Source organism: Actinomadura miaoliensis, assembly GCF_039536785.1.
Taxonomy (GTDB): Bacteria; Actinomycetota; Actinomycetes; order Streptosporangiales; family Streptosporangiaceae; genus Spirillospora; species Spirillospora miaoliensis.
Genome location: NZ_BAAAZG010000008.1, coordinates 4612 through 21978, shown reverse-complemented (window position 1 = coordinate 21978; position 17367 = coordinate 4612). Strand labels below are relative to the sequence as shown.

At 73.0% G+C, this 17367-nt stretch carries 17 protein-coding genes; 10 read left to right on the top strand and 7 right to left on the bottom strand.

The annotated features are described in order from the left end of the window. Positions 1–266: 266 nt before the first annotated feature. Entirely contained in the window at positions 267–1211 is a 945-nt protein-coding gene (locus ABD811_RS09330; protein WP_344943918.1) for a glycoside hydrolase family 16 protein, read from the top strand. Between the two features lie 159 nt (positions 1212–1370). After that, on the top strand, positions 1371–2258 hold the full coding sequence (locus tag ABD811_RS09325) for a phosphatase PAP2 family protein (protein WP_344943916.1): 888 nt from the start codon (positions 1371–1373) through the stop codon (positions 2256–2258). 96 nt (positions 2259–2354) lie between these two features. Here the strand turns inward: ABD811_RS09325 and ABD811_RS09320 are convergent, their stop codons facing one another. Together ABD811_RS09320 and ABD811_RS09315 are read right to left on the bottom strand one after the other, a co-directional pair. Next, entirely contained in the window at positions 2355–2726 is a 372-nt protein-coding gene (locus tag ABD811_RS09320; protein WP_344943913.1) for a hypothetical protein, read from the bottom strand. Between the two features lie 109 nt (positions 2727–2835). Further along, entirely contained in the window at positions 2836–3471 is a 636-nt protein-coding gene (locus ABD811_RS09315; RefSeq protein WP_344943910.1) for a PadR family transcriptional regulator, read from the bottom strand. A 110-nt stretch (positions 3472–3581) separates the two neighbouring features. Between ABD811_RS09315 and ABD811_RS09310 the strand changes: the two genes are divergently transcribed. The 3 genes from ABD811_RS09310 (at position 3582) to ABD811_RS09300 (ending at position 6086) form a co-directional block, all read left to right on the top strand. Next, complete coding sequence (locus ABD811_RS09310) at positions 3582–3914, top strand: YnfA family protein (RefSeq protein ID WP_344943907.1); 333 nt, start codon at positions 3582–3584, stop codon at positions 3912–3914. A gap of 176 nt (positions 3915–4090) precedes the next feature. Further along, positions 4091–5431: a TrkH family potassium uptake protein gene (locus ABD811_RS09305; protein ID WP_344943904.1), complete on the top strand. Its 1341-nt coding sequence runs from the start codon at positions 4091–4093 to the stop codon at positions 5429–5431. After that, positions 5424–6086 (top strand): potassium channel family protein, encoded by a 663-nt coding sequence (locus ABD811_RS09300; RefSeq protein WP_344943901.1) that lies wholly within the window; start codon positions 5424–5426, stop codon positions 6084–6086. Before ABD811_RS09305 ends, ABD811_RS09300 begins: the two co-directional genes overlap by 8 nt. Before the next feature lie 54 nt (positions 6087–6140). Here ABD811_RS09300 and ABD811_RS09295 read toward each other — a convergent pair whose 3' ends face one another. The 5 genes from ABD811_RS09295 to ABD811_RS09275 all read right to left on the bottom strand — a co-directional run bounded on the left by ABD811_RS09295 (position 6141) and on the right by ABD811_RS09275 (position 11919). After that, positions 6141–7418, bottom strand: coding sequence for an ArsB/NhaD family transporter (locus ABD811_RS09295; RefSeq protein ID WP_344943898.1), 1278 nt, complete (start codon positions 7416–7418; stop codon positions 6141–6143). Between the two features lie 445 nt (positions 7419–7863). Beyond that, positions 7864–9495, bottom strand: a complete 1632-nt coding sequence (locus ABD811_RS09290; protein WP_344943895.1) for an ABC transporter permease — start codon at positions 9493–9495, stop codon at positions 7864–7866. After that, complete coding sequence (locus ABD811_RS09285; RefSeq protein ID WP_344943892.1) at positions 9492–10409, bottom strand: ABC transporter ATP-binding protein; 918 nt, start codon at positions 10407–10409, stop codon at positions 9492–9494. Before ABD811_RS09285 ends, ABD811_RS09290 begins: the two co-directional genes overlap by 4 nt. Before the next feature lie 209 nt (positions 10410–10618). Beyond that, positions 10619–11350 carry a TetR/AcrR family transcriptional regulator gene (locus ABD811_RS09280; protein WP_344943889.1) on the bottom strand — a complete coding sequence of 244 codons (732 nt, stop codon included), beginning with the start codon at positions 11348–11350 and terminating at the stop codon, positions 10619–10621. A gap of 125 nt (positions 11351–11475) precedes the next feature. After that, positions 11476–11919, bottom strand: coding sequence for a hypothetical protein (locus ABD811_RS09275; protein WP_344943886.1), 444 nt, complete (start codon positions 11917–11919; stop codon positions 11476–11478). Between the two features lie 232 nt (positions 11920–12151). Here ABD811_RS09275 and ABD811_RS09270 point away from each other — a divergent pair, with 232 nt between their 5' ends. The 5 genes from ABD811_RS09270 to ABD811_RS09250 all read left to right on the top strand — a co-directional run bounded on the left by ABD811_RS09270 (position 12152) and on the right by ABD811_RS09250 (position 17351). Beyond that, positions 12152–12913, top strand: coding sequence for an IclR family transcriptional regulator (locus ABD811_RS09270; protein ID WP_344943884.1), 762 nt, complete (start codon positions 12152–12154; stop codon positions 12911–12913). Positions 12914–13014: 101 nt separating this feature from the next. Next, positions 13015–14016: a PDR/VanB family oxidoreductase gene (locus ABD811_RS09265; protein WP_344943880.1), complete on the top strand. Its 1002-nt coding sequence runs from the start codon at positions 13015–13017 to the stop codon at positions 14014–14016. Positions 14017–14033: 17 nt separating this feature from the next. Further along, complete coding sequence (locus tag ABD811_RS09260) at positions 14034–15245, top strand: cytochrome P450 (RefSeq protein WP_344943877.1); 1212 nt, start codon at positions 14034–14036, stop codon at positions 15243–15245. Next, positions 15242–15733 (top strand): metallophosphoesterase family protein, encoded by a 492-nt coding sequence (locus ABD811_RS09255; protein ID WP_344943873.1) that lies wholly within the window; start codon positions 15242–15244, stop codon positions 15731–15733. Before ABD811_RS09260 ends, ABD811_RS09255 begins: the two co-directional genes overlap by 4 nt. A 223-nt stretch (positions 15734–15956) precedes the next feature. After that, entirely contained in the window at positions 15957–17351 is a 1395-nt protein-coding gene (locus ABD811_RS09250) for a nucleobase:cation symporter-2 family protein (RefSeq protein WP_344943870.1), read from the top strand. Positions 17352–17367 lie beyond the last annotated feature (16 nt).

Below are 17367 nucleotides of genomic sequence, written 5' to 3'. Positions count from 1 at the left end.
GAGGCGGCCCGGCCCGCCGACGCGCTGAGAGCGCTCTCTCGAGCCTCGTGGGCTCCCCTCGCTCATGTCAAGCGCAGCCATGAAAAGGGCCTCTCAAGTCGCACAACGCCGAATGCGTGCAGATGCTAGGCGCCGAAGAGACGTTGGGAAGCGCTCTCATTGGGCCTTGACAGCGCCCGCGGGCGGGGTGACATTGGCCCCGGATCCGGCAGGCGGTGCGCCACTCGCGGCGCCGCCCGTCAGCCTCAGCGAAAGGTCCCCCCGCCATGTCCTTTCCACCCCCGCCGAGGCGTCCGCGCCGCCGCTTCACGGCCGCGCTCGCCGTCATCACCGCTCTCGCCTTCGCCGTCGCCCCGCTTCCCGCGCAGGCGTCCGTCCCCCCGCCGCCGGCGGGATGGAGCCTGGTCTGGAGCGACGACTTCGACGGCCCGGCCGGTGCGCCTCCCTCGTCCGCCAACTGGCTGATCAGCACCGGACACGGCTACCCCGGCGGCCCCGCCAACTGGGGCACCGGCGAGGTGCAGCGCTACACCGCCGATCCCGCCAACGTCGGCCTGGACGGCTCCGGGCGACTGCGCATCACCGCGCTGCGGTCGTCCTCGGGCGAATGGACCTCGTCCCGCATCGAGACCCGCCGCACCGACTTCAAGCCCGCCGAGGGACGGGTGCTGCGGATCGAGGGCCGCATCCGCATGCCGGACGTGTCCGGCGCGCAGGCCCTGGGCTACTGGCCCGCGTTCTGGGCACTGGGCTCCCCGTACCGGGGCAACTACTGGAACTGGCCGTCGATCGGCGAGTTCGACATCATGGAGAACGTCAACGGCATCGACTCGGTGTGGGGCGTGCTGCACTGCGGCACCAATCCCGGTGGTCCCTGCAACGAGACCAACGGCATCGGCGCCAGCCGCGCCTGCCCCGGCAGCCCCTGCCAGGCGGGCATGCACACCTACCGCTTCGAGTGGGACCGCACCGTCACCCCCGAGCAGCTGCGCTGGTACGTCGACGGCCAGCAGTTCCACACCGTCACCGAGAGCCGGGTCGGCGCGGACGCCTGGGCGGCCATGACCGGCCACGGCGGCTACTTCCTGCTGCTCAACCTGGCGATGGGCGGCGCGTTCCCCAACGGGGTCGCCGGGCGCGCCACACCCACCGCCGACACCGTCTCCGGCCGGTCGATGCTCGTCGACTACGTCGCCGTCTGGCAACGCTGAGATCACGTTCCCCGGGCCGCCGCGCGTCGTCACGGCGCGGCGGCCCGAGGCATGCCAGTGTCAGCCTGTGACAATCCTCATATAAAACGACGCTTCCTTTTATTTCCCCGGCGCGACACCCTTGGTTCGGGCGGCCTTCACGATGAAGTGGAGTCTTCGGTGCTGCCTGTGCGCGTCCCCACCCCCCTGCCGCGCGGCGGCCGGCCCGGCGCCGACCGCGAACCCCGCAGGGGGACCAGGTGGAGGGCCATCCTCCCGCCGCCGGGCCGATGGCGCCGCCCGCTGCGGGAACTCCTGCTGGTCGTGCTGCTGTTCGCCGCCTACAAGCTGGGACGCCTGCTCGGCGCCCATCACGTCGAGGAGGCGTTCGCCAACGCCGGGCGGCTGTGGGACGCCGAACGCGCCCTGCGGCTCCCCAGCGAGGAGGACCTGCAGGACTGGCTGCTGAAACTGCCCCCGGCGGTCGTGGCGGCCAACGTCTACTACAAGTACGTGCACTTCCCGGCCACCGCGCTGTTCCTGGTCTGGACGTACGCGCGGCGTCCCTGGCACTACCGGTGGGCGCGGACGGTGCTCGCGGTGATGACGGGCGTGGCGCTCGCGGTCCACATCGCCGTGCCGCTCGCCCCGCCGCGCATGCTGAGCGGCCTCGGGTTCGTCGACACGGCCGCCGTGTACGGGCCGGGCGTGTACGGCCCCGCGCACGACGACGGCATGGCCAACCAGTTCGCCGCCATGCCCTCCCTGCACGTCGGGTGGGCCGTGTTCGTCGCCGTCAGCCTCATCCTGTCCACCCGCACCAGGTGGCGCTGGCTGTGGCTGGCGCATCCGGTCGTCACGCTCGGCGTGGTCGTCGGCACCGCCAACCACTACTGGCTGGACGCGGCCGTCGCGCTGGTGATCCTCGCCGTCGTCATGGTCGTGCTGCGCCCGCCCGCGCGCCCTCGCCGGCACCCGGGACGCGACCGCGAACGCCTCGATCATCCGGACGCCGCCGTCCCCGGCTCCGACAAGAGCACCGCGCCGCATGCCCCGGTGGCCGCGTAGGACGGCCGACGCGATCGCCGGAGCGGGGGTCGTGGCGCGCCGCCGCGGCGGCCCGTCCGTGCCGGCCCGCGGGGCCGGGAAGGGCGACCGCCGGGTTCAGGAGCCGTCGTCGCGGCCGGGGTTCTCCAGGCGGAAGAAGTTGCTCTGCGTCCCGTCCGCCTTGTGCTCCTGGTAGATGAAGTTGAGCTTGCGCTCGTCGAAGGTGCGGAACCAGTCGTCCCAGGAGATCTCCTCCAGGTTCTCGCCCCGGTAGCCGGGGAAGTCGAGCAGCAGCCTGCCCGGCCTGCCCTCGTACTCGCTGCCCGGCACCGTGACGGGCTTGGCGCCGCGCTCCTCGGCCCACTGCCGGATCGCGTCGTGGTCGGTGGTCACCAGGCTGCGGCCGGGACGGTCCTCGTGCTCCTCCGGCGAGGTCACGTGCTGCTGGTACCGGTGCTCTCCCTCGACGGGGCGGCCCGAGTCCGACATGGCACTCCTCCTCAGGTCACGCTGGTCGGTACGGCGGTCGCCCCTACCCCGGACAATTCCGGTTAAAAGCGAACAAACCAAACCTTGGAGGGGTGCGGGCCGCGCCTTTTCACTCGGCTTCGCCCGGACGGCCCGCGGTTCGCTCGGCGGGGCGCCGGTGATACGCCCGCCATTCGGCCATGCCCTCGAACGCGCCCGAGCGCAGCGCGGCGACCAGGCGGCGGATCCACTCCAGCTCGGCCAGGTCGATCGCGATCCGGTAGTCGTCCTCGATCAGGTGGATGTCCGCCACGCCCAGGGCCCTGGTCTCGGCCATGTGGGTGCGGTAGCCGTCGACGCGTTCGGCGATCCGGTCCGCGCGCCGCTCCAGCAGCTCCACGGCCTCGTCGGGAGGCAGGGCGGGCAACAGCGACAGCCCGGCCACGAAACGCGGGAACTCGTGGTGGGGCTCGCCGACGAGTTCCCGGAGCCAGTCGCGGATCTCCCGGCGCCCGCGGTCGGTCAGCGCGTACACGGTGCGCTCGGGACGCCGCCCCGCCCGCGCCGTGCCGGCCTCCTCGATCAGGCCCTCGCGGTGCAGCGCGCGCACGACCGTGTACAGCGAGCCGTACTTGATGTTGATGCTGTCCTGCTTCTCGCGCTCGCGCAGCGTGGTGACCATCTCGTAGGCGTGCATCGGCCGTTCCTGCAGCAGGACCAGCACCGCCAGCGCCAGCGGATTGCTGATCTTCCGTTCTCCGGTCATGGCCCCCTCTCGGTCGCGCCCAACCCTAGCCCCGCGCGGACCGGCGGCGGGCGTGCGGGGCGCCGACCGGCGGGCGCCGCCGACCGGCGGGGCCGGTAACCTCGCGGATCATGACGGTGCTGCGTTCCCTGGTCTTGTTCGTGCTGGCCGCCGTCGCGGAGATCGGCGGCGCGTGGCTGGTGTGGCAGGGCCTGCGCGAGCACCGCGGCTGGCTGTGGGTGGGCGCCGGGGTGGTGGCGCTCGGCGCGTACGGCTTCGTCGCCACGTTCCAGCCGGAGTCGCACTTCGGGCGGGTCCTGGCCGCCTACGGAGGCGTGTTCGTGGCCGGGTCGCTGGTGTGGGGCGTCGTCATGGACGGTTTCCGGCCCGACCGGTGGGACGTCGCGGGCGCCCTCGTCTGCCTCGCCGGAGTGGGGATCATCATGTACGCCCCGCGCGGCTGACACCCGTCACCGCCTCACGTGACCCGGGCCACGGGGGACATCCCGCCATTCCTGATCGTTGGTCATGGCGAAATCGCTAGCGTTGTCTGCGACACATCGGCTGACCTGCGTCTCTCCGGAGGTGCTCCATCATCCCCGTTCGCGGCCGGGCGACCCGGCGGGTGGCGGCGCGCCCGGTGGTCGCGCCGCTGGGCCGGTTCCGGCATCCGGCGCAGGCGGTCGTCACCGGGTTCGGCCTCGCCATGACCATCGGCACCCTCCTGCTGTCGCTCCCCGTGGCGACCGAGGAGGGCCGACGGGCCCAGTTCCTGGACGCGCTGTTCACCGCCACCTCGGCGGTCTGCGTCACCGGCCTGGTGACCGTCGACACCGGCACGCACTGGTCGCTGTTCGGCGAGCTGGTCATCCTGGGGCTGATCCAGGCGGGCGGCCTGGGCATCATGACCCTGGCCACGGTGTTCGCGCTGCTGATGTCGCGGCGGCTGGGCCTGCGCGCCCGGCTGGTGGCGCAGGCGGAGACCAAGACGTTCCGCAGCACGGACGTGCGGCGGGTGCTGCGCAACGTGGTGCTGTTCAGCCTGGCCTGCGAGACCGTGGTGGCCGTGGTGCTGACGACGCGGTTCGCGCTGGCCTACGACGAGTCCCTCGGCCGGGCCGCCTACCACGGCGTCTACCACTCGATCACGGCGTTCAACAACGCCGGGTTCGCGCTGTGGTCCGACAGCCTGGTCCGGTTCGCCGCCGACCCGTGGATCATCCTGCCGATCTGCGCCGCGGTCATCGTCGGCGGGCTCGGCTTCCCCGTGGTGTTCGAGCTCGCGCGTTCCTGGCGGCGCCCGCGCGGCTGGTCGGTGCTGACCCGCGTCACCGTCGCCGTCACCGGGGCGCTGCTGGCCGGCGGCACCCTGGTGCTGACCGCCGCCGAGTGGAACAACCCCGCCACCTTCGGCCGCCTCAGCGAGCCCGCCCGCTGGCTGGCCGGGTTTACCGCCGCCGTCATGCCCCGCTCGGGCGGCTTCAACAGCGTCGACGTGGCGCAGATGCGCGCCGAGAGCTGGCTGGCCACCGACGTGCTGATGTTCATCGGCGGCGGCAGCGCGGGCACCGCGGGCGGGATCAAGGTCACCACGTTCGGGCTGCTGGCGTTCGTGGTGTGGGCGGAGATGCGCGGCGACACCCGGGTCCACGTGGGGCACCGGCGGCTGCCCGAGGGCACCCAGCGGCAGGCCGTGGCGATCGCCCTGCTCGGCGTCGGGCTGGTCGTGGCCGCCACGTTCACGCTCATGGCGTTCACGTCGCACGGCCTGGACCGGGTGCTGTTCGAGGTCACATCCGCGTTCGGCATCGTGGGCCTGAGCACCGGCATCACCACCGAGCTGCCGCCCGCCGGACGGATCCTGCTCATCGTGCTGATGTTCGTGGGCCGCACCGGCCCGCTGACGTTGGCGACCGCGCTGGCGCTGCGCGAGCGCGTCCGGCGCTACGAACTACCCGAGGAGCGACCCATCGTTGGCTGACACACGACACGACCCCGTGGTGGTGATCGGGCTGGGCCGGTTCGGTTCGGCGCTGGCCCTGGAACTGGCCGCGCGCGGCACCGAGGTGCTGGCCATCGACCGCCGGCCCAAGATCGTGCAGGGGCTGGCCGGGCGGATCACCCAGATCGCCACCGCCGACGCCACCGACCTGCAGGCGCTGCGCGAGCTGGGCGTGGGCGAGTTCCACAGCGCGGTCGTGGCCATCGGCGGCGACCTGGAGTCCAGCATCCTGGTCACCTCGCTGCTGGTGGAGCTGGGCGTCGACGACATCTGGGCCAAGGCCGTCACCCACCAGCACAAGCGCATCCTGGAGCGGATCGGCGCCCACCACATCGTGCTGCCCGAGCACGACATGGGCGAGCGCGTCGCCCACCTGGTCAGCGGCCGCATGCTCGACTACATCGAGCTGGACGAGGACTACGCGCTGGTCAAGACGCACCCGCCCAGGGAGTTCGTCGGGGTGCCGCTCGGCGAGACCAAGCTGCGCAGCAAGCACGGCGTGACCGTGGTGGCGGTCAAGCCCCAGGGCGAGCAGTTCACCTACGCCACCGCGGACACGGTGCTGCAGTACGGCGACGTCGTCCTGGTCGCCGGGCCCGCCGGCAAGGCCGAGCGCTTCGCCGAACGGCTGTGACCGCGCGCCGTCCCGGGCGGCGCGTCACGGGCGGCGCAGCGACGGGCGGCCTCGTCACAGGTAGCGCAGCCACAGGTACGGCGTCGCCAGCGCCACCGAGACCAGGGTGACGACCAGCCCGTACCGGGTGAAGCGCCAGAAGCTGATGGGCGTTCCGTTGCGGGCGGCGATGCCGAGGACGACGACGTTGGCGGAGGCGCCGACGGCGGTGGCGTTGCCGCCCAGGTCCGCGCCCAGCGCCAGGGCCCACCACAGCACCTGCCCGGCGTCGCCGTGCTGCTGGGCCAGGTCGGCGACGATCGGGCTCATCGTGGCGACGTAGGGGATGTTGTCGACGATCGCCGACAGGGCCGTCGAGCACCACAGCAGCATCATCGTGGCGACGGCCAGGCGTCCGTCGGTCGCGTCCGCGGCGGCCTTGGAGATGTCGGCGATGACGCCCGTCTTCACGAGCCCGCCGACCATGACGAACAGCCCGGCGAAGAACACCAGCGTCGGCCACTCCACCTCGCGCAGGGCGTCCTCGGTGGTGACGCGGGTCGCGGCCACCAGCAGCCCCGCGCCCAGCAGCGCCACCACCGACGGCTCGTAGTGCAGGACCGGATGCAGGACGAACGCGGCGATGACGACGGCCAGCACCGCCAGGCTCTGGGCCAGGAGCCGCCGGTCGGTGATGGCCTCCTTCTCCTCCAGGGCCATGACCGCCGAGGCCCGGTCGGGGTCGTAGCGGAACGCCGAGCGGAACAGCCACCGGCACAGCACGCAGAACACCGCCGTCAGCACCACGATGAACGGCGCCAGATGGACGAGGAAGTCGTTGAAGGTCAGGCCGGCGCGGCTGGCGATGATGATGTTGGGCGGGTCGCCGACCAGCGTGGCGGTGCCGCCGATGTTGGAGGCCATGACCTCGGCGATCAGGTACGGCTCGGGGCGCAGTTCGAGCCGGTCGCACACCAGGAAGGTGACGGGGGCGATGAGCAGCACGGTGGTGACGTTGTCCAGCAACGCCGACGCCCCCGCGGTGATCACCACCAGCATGACCAGCAGCCGGTAGGGGCGTCCCCGGGCGCGTTTGGCGGCCCAGATCGCCAGGTACTCGAACACGCCGGTCTGCCGCAGCACCGAGACGATGACCATCATCCCCAGCAGCAGGAACACGACGTTCCAGTCGATGCCGGTGTCCTCGGCGAAGAACGCCGCGGGGGCGTCGGTGACGTGCAGCAGCAGCATCAGCCCGGCGCCGCCGAGGGCCACCGCGGTGCGGTGGATCTTCTCCGTCGCGATCAGGACGTACGCCCCGACGAAGATCACGATCGCGATGACGGCGGTCAAGGAACCCTCCTGCTCAGCGGACGCGGCGGCGTGGACTGCGGCGCGGACGGCGCGGCACGGGGCCGTCGCCGTCGGACGCGGCGTCCGGAGGGCGCCGAGGCCGTGCGAGCGGGCGGAGGGCCCGGAGAGGTGGCGGGGTCATCGGCGGCCGGCTTTCGGGGCAGGTCGGAACGGACGCCGACCAGACTTCCCGGCACACCGCGCATGACCCTAACGCCATTTCGGTGCCCGTGCTACCAGGCGCTTCCGCGCGTACGGCGGAGGGGCGGAGCGGGCGGCACGCCGCGAGAGTGCAGAACCCGCTCCGCGCCGCGGGACACTTTACTCTTCCGCTCCGGGTGGGATCATCCGGGCCCGGTCGTCCCAAAGGCTCACCGGGAAGGCGGACGCCCCTCCTCCCGCGGGCGGCCGGTTGCGGGGGAGGGGCGCGTCGGAGCCGGGAACGTCAGCCCAGGGACATGTCCCTGCGGCGGAAGCCGCCCATTCCGGCGGCCGCCACCACGGCGGTGACGGCCACCAGCCACACCAGCGGCGTGGCGGTGAACTCGTCGCCCGGCAGCTTGGGGATGTGATTGAACGGCGAGACGTCCTGCATCCACTGGTCGAGCTGCAGCGTCGGCCCGAACAGCGTGATCAGGACGACGGCGCCGAACACGCCCCAGCTCGCCGCCGTCAGCCGCGGCAGCAGGCCGAACAGCGCGACCGCGACGGCCGCGACCAGCCACACCGCGGGCAGCTGCGCCAGCGCGGCGCCGGTGACGCGCGGCAGCCAGCCGCCCACGTCACCCGAGTTCAGGCCGTGGACGAGACCGGCGGCGGCGCCCGCGACGGCCAGCCCGATCGCCGGCCCCGCCAGGGGGAACAGCAGGTGCGCGGCCTCCCAGCGGAGCCGTCCCACGGCCGTGGCCAGCACCGGCTCGGCGCGCAGGGACGTCTCCTCGGCCCGCATCCGCATCACCGTCGACACCGCGTACCCCGCCGCGAACACGCCCACCAGGCTCATCGTCGAGGCGAAGTAGGCGTCCACGATCGCGGTCTGCCCGCCCAGCCGCGCCATGATCTCCTCCAGGTCGGGGTTGTCCTTCACCAGGTCGTCGACCCCGTCGGCCACCCCGCCGAAGACCACGCCGAGGGCGGCGAACCCGGCCAGCCAGCCGTACAGCGGACGGCTGTGCAGCCGCCACGCCAGTCCGAACGGGCCGGACAGGGAGGCCGGCGCCTCGGCCGGGCCGAGCGTCGGCGGCAGGAGGCCCGCCGCGACGTCCCGGCGTCCCGACAGCGCCGCCGCCGCCGCGACCAGCACGGCGACCAGCGCGACGCCGAGCAGCAGGACCCACCACCGCTCGTCACCGAAGGGGGCCAGCCGGATGCCCCAGCCGAGCGGCGACAGCCACGACAGCCACTGCAGGCCGTTGCCCTCCCCGCCGACGTCGGCGGCCAGCCGGACGACGAACGCGGCGCCGAGCGCGGCGATCGAGAGCCCGCGCGCCGCCCCCGCGCCCTCGGTGAGCTGCGCGGCGACCCCGGCGACCGCAGCGAACACCCATCCGGCCATGGTGAACTGCAGGCCGAGCGCGACCGCCCCGGCCGCGGACACGTCCTGGGCCGCCGTCCCGGCCGCGGCCAGCGCGCCCAGCACCACGCTCGCCCCCATGGCGACCAGCAGCGCCGCGGCCAGCCCCGCGCCGCGGCCCAGCACGGTGGCGCCGAGCAGCTCGCGGCGCCCGGCCTCCTCCTCCACCCGGGTGTGCCGGATCACCACCAGCGCGCAGATCAGCCCGACGATCACCGGGATGAACCCGGCCCGCTGCGCGGCCAGGGCGCCCAGGTCGGTGCCGTGCAGCGGCCCGTACAGGGCCAGGAACGTGGGGCTGGTCCCGGACGTGCGGGCGTACTGCAGGCGGTCCGCCTCGGTCGGGAACAACCCGCTGAAGCTCGAGACGAAACTGGCCGGCATGACACCGATCAGCAGGACCCAGATCGGCAGGATCGCCCGGTCGCGGCGCAGGATCAGCCGGACCATCGCGCCGGTGCCCACCAGCGCGTGCCCCGCGCCCCGGTTCTCGGCGCCGCTCATCGCACGGCCTCCTGCGGCAGCTCGTCCTGGTAGTGACGCAGGAACAGCTCCTCCAGGGTGGGCGGCTGGCTGGTCAGGCTGCGCACCCCGATGGACGTCAGCTGCCGCAGCACCTCGTCCAGGCTGGCGGTGTCCACCTCGCACCGCACCCGGTGGCCGTCGACCCGCAGGTCGTGCACGCCGGACAGGTTCGACAGCCCGTTGGGCGGCGCCGACAGCTCGGCGTCGATGGACGTGCGGGTCAGGTGCCGCAGCTCGGCCAGGGTGCCGGTCTCCACGGCGCGGCCCTTGCGGATGATGGTCACCCGGTCGCACAGCGCCTCGACCTCGGACAGGATGTGGCTGGACAGCAGCACGGTGCGGCCCCGGTCACGCTCCTCGCGGACGCACTCCTGGAAGACCTCCTCCATGAGGGGGTCCAGGCCGGAGGTCGGCTCGTCCAGGATGAGCAGGTCCACGTCCGAGGCCAGCGCGGCCACCAGGCCGACCTTCTGCCGGTTGCCCTTGGAGTAGGCGCGGCCCTTCTTCTTCGGGTCCAGCTCGAAGCGCTCCAGCAGCTCGTCGCGGCGGCGCCGGTCCAGGCCGCCGCGCATGCGGCCGAGCAGGTCGATCACCTCGCCGCCGGACAGGTTCGGCCACAGCGTCACGTCGCCGGGGACGTAGGCCAGGTGCCGGTGCAGGCGGGTGGCGTCCTTCCAGGGGTCGCCGCCCAGCAGCCGGGCGGTGCCCTCGTCGGCGCGCAGCAGGCCGAGCAGGATCCGGATGGTGGTGGACTTGCCCGCGCCGTTGGGGCCGAGGAAGCCGTGCACCTCGCCGGTCCGGACCGACAGGTCCAGCCCGTCCAGCGCCCGTGTCCGGCCGAACGTCTTGACCAGCCCGGACACCTCGATGGAGAACGTGGTCTGTTGTGTCATGAATACACCTCGTAAGGGTGTGCGGGTATGGGGATGCGGCCGCCGCGTCCTGCGGGCGTGAAACCCGGGACGGGCGGTGAAGGGGAGCAACGGACGATGTCCGTGACACGGCGAACGGCGGTCGCCGTGGCCGGTCCCGGCCTGCCCACGGGCACGCCGGCGACGATCCGCGGCGGGACCGGCACGGGGCGGCACGAGGCCGCCGGTGATCAGGCGGGCGGGTCGGAGTCGGCCTTGCGCGCGGCGGCGTCCGAGGTCGGGATGCGCTGGTCCGGATCGGACTCGGCGCCCCCCGGCGCGGAGGCCCGCATCTCCTCCAACACGGCGCGGCCCTGTGCCACCACTGCCGGATTCATCAGATCGTCGGAGAGGATGTCGAGCAAGGCCAGGGCCATGCGCGGGTAACCCGCCGGCGTGAGGGGATCGGCTCCCAGGTTCCGCGTCATGTGCTCGTGCAGGACGACCGTCCCAAGACTCATCGCGCACATGACGGCCGCGTAGGCGTGCGGGTCGGCGGTCTTGGCCGGAGCCAGGCCCTCCGCGCCGTTCACGATGAGGTCCTCGGTGAACGCCACCGCCTCGTCGAACAGCCGCGCCGCCGCCTCCGACCCGTCCACCAGGGCCCGGGCCACGTAACGCTGCACCGACAGCGCCAGGGTGATCGCACCGGGCAGGAACCCCGGGGTCGCCACGGCGCCCTTGAGGGCCTCCTGCTTGGTCTCCCGGATGACCTTCATGACGTACTCGTCGCACGCCCGGCGCAGCGCCTCCTTCGAACCGAAGTGGTGCTGCACCAGCCCGGGGGACACCCCGGCGGCCTTGGCGATCCCGCGGATCGTCGCGCCGCTCACACCGTGTTCGGCGAACTCCCGCAGAGCCGCGTCCCGGATCCGCGCACGCGCCGTCAGGTCGTCGCTCGCCCGTGACTCGTTGACTGTCACACCCTCATCATCCAATACAAACGTTCAATGCGCAATACGTTTGTATCGTCGATCGGTGTCCGGTCCGTGCCCGGGGATCCTCGGGCACGGTCGCCGAGGGCGGCCACGCGACGGCCTGGAGCGGCTCAGCGCGGCGCCGACCCCCCACCGGGCTTCTGCAGGAACTCCATGCAGCTCTTGAGGGCCTCCTGCGCCTTGACCGGGTCGAATCCGGGCGGCGGGGCGGTGGCCTGGCCGAGCTCCGGCAGATTCACCCCCCGTTTCTCCAGGCAGGCCGCGAGGGTCTTGTACGCGCTCGGCGTGACCGTGGGCGTGGCGCGACGACGCGGAGCCTCGGTGCCCGCCCCGCCTCGCGGCGTGCCCTCCGGCGTCGTCGTCTCCGCCGAGGCGGACGGCGAACCCGGCGCGGGCACGGGCGACGTGGACCCGGAGGGAGCGGCCGACACCGCGGGCGGCGGAGCCGCGTCTCCGCCGTCGCCGTCGTCGTCACCCCCACCGCAGGCCGTCAGGGCCAGCGCGGGGACGACCAGAAACGCCATCGCGTGACGTCGGACCGCTGTGCGTGTCACCTGTGATCCTCCCGTGACGATGGACGTGCCGTGCGCGAACGGGGGTGCGCGAGCGGGGGTGTGCGAGCGCGCGCGGGGACGCCGTCCAAGGATGCCAAGGAGCGTCCGCCGCGGTAATTCACGCCGTGACAAAGATCGGGCGGCCGTCGCTCACCCGCGTGAGCAACCGCGCGTTCCGCCCAGCGGAAACGCGCGTGGACGGGACGGCCCCCCGTGCGCCCACCATGGCCCCATGAGGACGTCGGCGGCGGGCGAGTCCGTCCTGTCCCGTGTGGTGCGGATCGTCGAGGCGTTCGGCCCCGACGACCAGGCCCTGGGCGTGACGCAGATCGCGCGGCGGGCCGGGCTGCACGTGGCCACGGCCTCCCGGCTGGTGGACGAGCTGGTGCGGCACGGCTGGCTGCGGCGCGACCCCGACCGGAGGGTCCGCATCGGCGTGCGCATGTGGGAACTGGCGTCCCGCGCGTCCCCCGCGCTGACCCTGCGCGAGGCCGCCATGCCGTACATGGAGGATCTGCACGCCGTCGTCGGCCACCACACCCAGCTCGGCGTGCTGGAGGGCCGGGAAGTCCTGTTCATCGAACGGCTGTCGACACCCGAGGCCGTGGTCAACCTGACCCGGATCGCCGGGCGGCTCCCCGCGCACGTGTCGTCCAGCGGGCTGGTGCTGCTCGCGCACGCCCCGCGCGACCTGCAGGAGAGCGTGCTGGCCGGGCCGCTCGCCGTCTACACCCCGCACACGGTCGCCGATCCCAGGCGGCTGCGCGCCGTGCTCGCCGACGTCCGCCGCGGCGGCGTGGCGTTCTGCCGCGGCTTCGTCGACGAACGCGCCACCGGCATCGCCGTCCCGCTGCGCGACGCCGACGGCGAGGTGGTGGCGGCGCTGTCGGTGGTCGTGCCCAACGACGACAACGCCCGCATGCAGATCCCCGCCCTCAAGGCCGCGGCGCGGGGAGTCTCCCGCGCGATGCGTCCCGGCATGCCCCGCCCCTGACCGGACCCCGCCCCTCGCCTCTCTCATTCAGCGAGAAGGCTCTGGTGACGCGCGCCACACCCGAACCATGCTCGGTCTGCCCCTGGTGACGAGGAGGACCCATGGCGACAGACCTGCCCGCCGCCCCCGAAACCGAGCGCGTCCCGTCCGGCCCCGCGACGATCCGGCTGCGCGTGGCCGCCAAGACCCCCGTGGCCGACGGCGTCGTCGCGTTGACGCTGACCGCGCCCGACGGGCGCCGCCTGCCCGACTGGACGCCCGGCTCCCACATCGACCTGGTGCTGCCGGGCGGCCTGACCCGCCAGTACTCCCTGTGCGGCGACCGCTGGGACGCGTACGCCTACCGCATCGGCGTGCTGCGCGAACGCGACGGACGCGGCGGCTCGGCGTACGTCCACGACGTGCTGGAGGAGGGCGGCACCGTCGCCATCGGCGGCCCCCGCAACAACTTCCGGCTCGTCCCGTCCGACCGCTACCTGTTCATCGCGGGCGGGATCGGCATCACGCCCCTGCTGCCGATGATCCGCCAGGCCGACATGCTCGGCGCCGACTGGCGGCTGCTGTACGGCGGCCGGTCCCGCGCGTCCATGGCCTTCCTCGACGAGCTGACGCCCTACGGCGACGGGGTCACCGTCGTGCCTCAGGACGAGCGGGGCCTGCTCGACCTGCCCGCCTGGCTGCCCGCCGAGGCCAGGCCCGACACCAAGGTCTACTGCTGCGGCCCGGCCCCGCTGCTCGACGCCGTCGAACGCCGCTGCGCCGCCTGGCCGCCCGGCCTGCTCCGCACCGAACGGTTCGCCGCCGGCAACACGGTCGACCAGGGCACCGCCCGCGACGGGGCGTTCCAGGTGGAACTGCGCCGCTCGGGCCTGTCGCTGTCGGTGGCCCCCGGCCAGTCGGTGCTCCAGGCCGTCGGCGCCGTCGGCGTCAACGTGCTGTCGTCGTGCCGGCAGGGGCTGTGCGGCACATGCGAGACCGGTGTGCTGGACGGCGTCCCCGACCACCGCGACTCGATCCTCGACGACGACGAGCGCGCGGCGGGCGACTGCATGTTCATCTGCGTGTCCCGCGCCCGCTCCGAACGCCTCGTCCTCGACCTGTGACCCTGGAGGAGCCCCCCATGACCACCGCCACCCTGCCCTCCATCGACGCCGACCCGTTCGCCCCCGACGTCCTGGAGAACCCCTTCCCCCTGCACGCCGCCCTACGGGACGCCGGGCCCGTCGTGCACCTGACCCGTTACGACGTCTACGCCCTGGGACGCTACGAACACGTGCACGCCGCGCTGACCGACTGGCAGTCCCTGCAATCGGGGGCCGGGGTGGGCCTGAGCAACTTCCGCTACGAAAAGCCCTGGCGTCCCCCGAGCCTCCTCCTGGAGGCCGACCCGCCCCGCCACGACGCCCCCCGCGCCGTACTGACGAAGATCCTCGGCCCCCGCGCGCTCCGGCGCCTGCGGGAGGCGTGGTTCTCCGACGCCGAAAAACTCGTGGACGAGGTGCTCGCGGACGGCGAGGAGTTCGACGCCGTCACCCGCCTCGCCCAAGCGTTCCCCCTGCGCGTGTTCCCCGACGCCGTGGGGCTGCCCAAGGAAGGACGCGACAACCTCCTCCCGTACGGGGACCACGCCTTCAACGCCTTCGGCCCGCCCAACGCCCTGGTGAAGAAGGGCGAGCCGCGCGTGCCGGAACTCGCCGGCTGGGTGGGGGAGCAGTGCCGCCGTGAACGGCTGAGCGCGGGAGGATTCGGCGCGCAGATCTGGGCGGCGGCCGACCGCGGCGACCTCACCCACGACCAGGCGCCGCTCGTCGTCCGGTCCCTGCTGACCGCCGGGGTGGACACCACCGTGCACGGCCTGGCCGCGGTGCTGTACGCGTTCGCCACCCACCCCGCCCAGTGGCGCCGCCTACGCGAAGACCCCTCGCTCGCACGCGTCGCGTTCGACGAGGCGGTGCGCTGGCAGTCGCCCGTGCAGACGTTCTTCCGGACCGCCACCCGCGACGTCGTCATCGGCGGCCACCTCGTACCGGACGGCAGGAAGCTGCTGATGTTCCTGGGCGCCGCCAACCGCGACCCCCGGCGCTGGCACGACCCCGACGTGTTCGACCTGTCCCGCGACCCGTCCGGGCATGTGGGCTTCGGCATGGGCATCCACCAGTGCGTCGGCCAGCACGTGGCACGCCTGGAGGCCGAAGCCCTGCTCACCGCCCTGGCCCGCCGCGTCGAACGCATCGACCTGCTGGGAACGCCACGGCAGCACCTCAACAACACCCTGCGCGCCTGGGAGTCCGTGCCGGTCCGCGTCCACCCGGTTGCGACAATGAGACCGTGAGGGTGGTGGTCGTCTCCGACACGCACGCGCCGCGGCGCTGGCGCTCCTGCCCTCCCCGGGTCGCCGAGCACCTGCGCCGCGCCGACGTGATCCTGCACGCCGGCGACGTCTGCACGGCCGACGTCCTCGACGAACTGTCCGCCTACGGGCCCGTCCACGCCGTCCTGGGCAACAACGACGGCCCCGACGTGGCCGACTGGGGCGCTCCGGAACGCCTGGAGCTCGACCTGGACGGGCTGCGCGTCGCCATGGTCCACGACAGCGGCCAGGCCAAGGGCCGCACCGCCCGCATGCGGCGCTGGTTCCCCGACGCCGACCTGGTCGTCTTCGGCCACTCCCACATCCCCATGGACCAGACCGGCGACGGCGTACGCATCTTCAACCCCGGATCACCCACCGACCGGCGCCGTCAGCCCCACGGCACCGTCGGCGAACTCGACATCCAGGACGGACGCCTGATCGAAGCCAGGATCATCCCCGTCACCTGACGCCTCGAGGGTGGGGCGCGCCCTGGGACATAGGCGGCCTTCTCTACGATGTCGGACGGTACAGGCAGGACAGCCCCGGCCGACCGGCTCCACGTCACCGGACAGCGGACGGTTCCGCCCACGGTTCGGATCGTTCCAAGCCCCTTCCGAGCGGGCCCGGCACGCTCCCACGGCGTGTCCCAGGGGCCGGCGGGCGCTCTACCTTCGGGAAGGCAAGACGGACATGGCCCAAGACGAACCCCGCAAGCACCCCGTCGACGAGGTGCTGCCCGTCCCCAGGCTGGCGCTCTACGGCTTCCAGCACGTCCTGGCGTTCTACGCCGGTGCCGTCGTGGTGCCCATCCTGGTCGCGGGCGCGATCGGCCTGTCCGACGAGCAGCTCGTCTACCTGATCAACGCCGACCTGTTCACCTGCGGCATCGCCACGATCATCCAGGCCTGGGGCTTCTGGCGGATCGGCATCCGGCTGCCCATCGTGCAGGGCGTGACGTTCACCGCCGTCGCCCCCATGATCGCCATCGGGCAGGGCGCCGAGAACGCCACCGCCGCGCTGCTGGCCATCTACGGCGGCACGATCACGGCCGGAATCGCCACCTTCCTGGCCGCCCCGTTCCTCGGCCGCCTGGTCCGCTTCTTCCCGCCCGTGGTCACCGGCACCGTCCTGACCGTCATCGGCGTCGTGCTCCTGCCCAACGCCCTCACCGACGCGGCGGGCGGCGCCGAGGCCAAGACCGTCACCAAGGACTTCGGCAGCTGGAAGCACCTGCTCTACGCCGGCGGCACGCTGCTGTTCATCCTGCTCCTCCACCGGCTGCGCCGCCCGTTCCTCAGCAGCATCGCCGTCCTGCTCGGCCTGGTGGGCGGCACCCTCGTGTCCTACCTGCTGGGCGACACCCGGTTCGACCAGGTCGGCCGCTCCGACTGGTTCGGCGTCACCACCCCCTTCCACTACGGCGCCCCCACCTTCCAGATCGGCGCCATCGTGGCGATGCTGCTGGTCATGCTGGTCACGGTGGTGGAGACCGTGGGCGACGCCAAGGCCACCGGCGAGATCGTCGGCCGGCGCGTCACCGACGACGACATCACCCGCGCCCTGCGCGCCGACGGCCTGTCCACCTTCCTCGGCGGCACGCTGAACGCCTTCCCCTACACCTGCTTCGCCCAGAACGTCGGCCTCGTCCGCCTCACCGGCGTCCGCAGCCGCTTCGTCGTGGTCGCCGCCGGGATCTTCATGATGGTGCTGGGCCTGTTCCCCAAGGCCGCCGCCTACGTCGCGTCCATCCCGAGCGACGTCCTCGGCGGCGCCGCCGTCGCCATGTTCGGCATGGTCGCCGTCGTCGGCATCCAGACCCTCGCCAAAGCCGACCTGCGCGACGAACGCAACGCCCTGGTCGTGGGCATCAGCATCGGCGTCGCGCTGCTGCCCGCGACCGTCCCCGCCTTCGGCGAGAACATGCCCCGCGACGTCGCCGCCATCCTCAACAGCGGCATCACCCTCGGCAGCCTGACGGCCATCATCCTGAACCTGGTGTTCAACGTGCTCACCCGCAGGCCCCCGCAGCAGGCCGACGAACCCGGCTCCGGCCCCCGCGCCACGGAGACCGCCCCGGCCTCCTGACCCCTGCCCGGCGGGC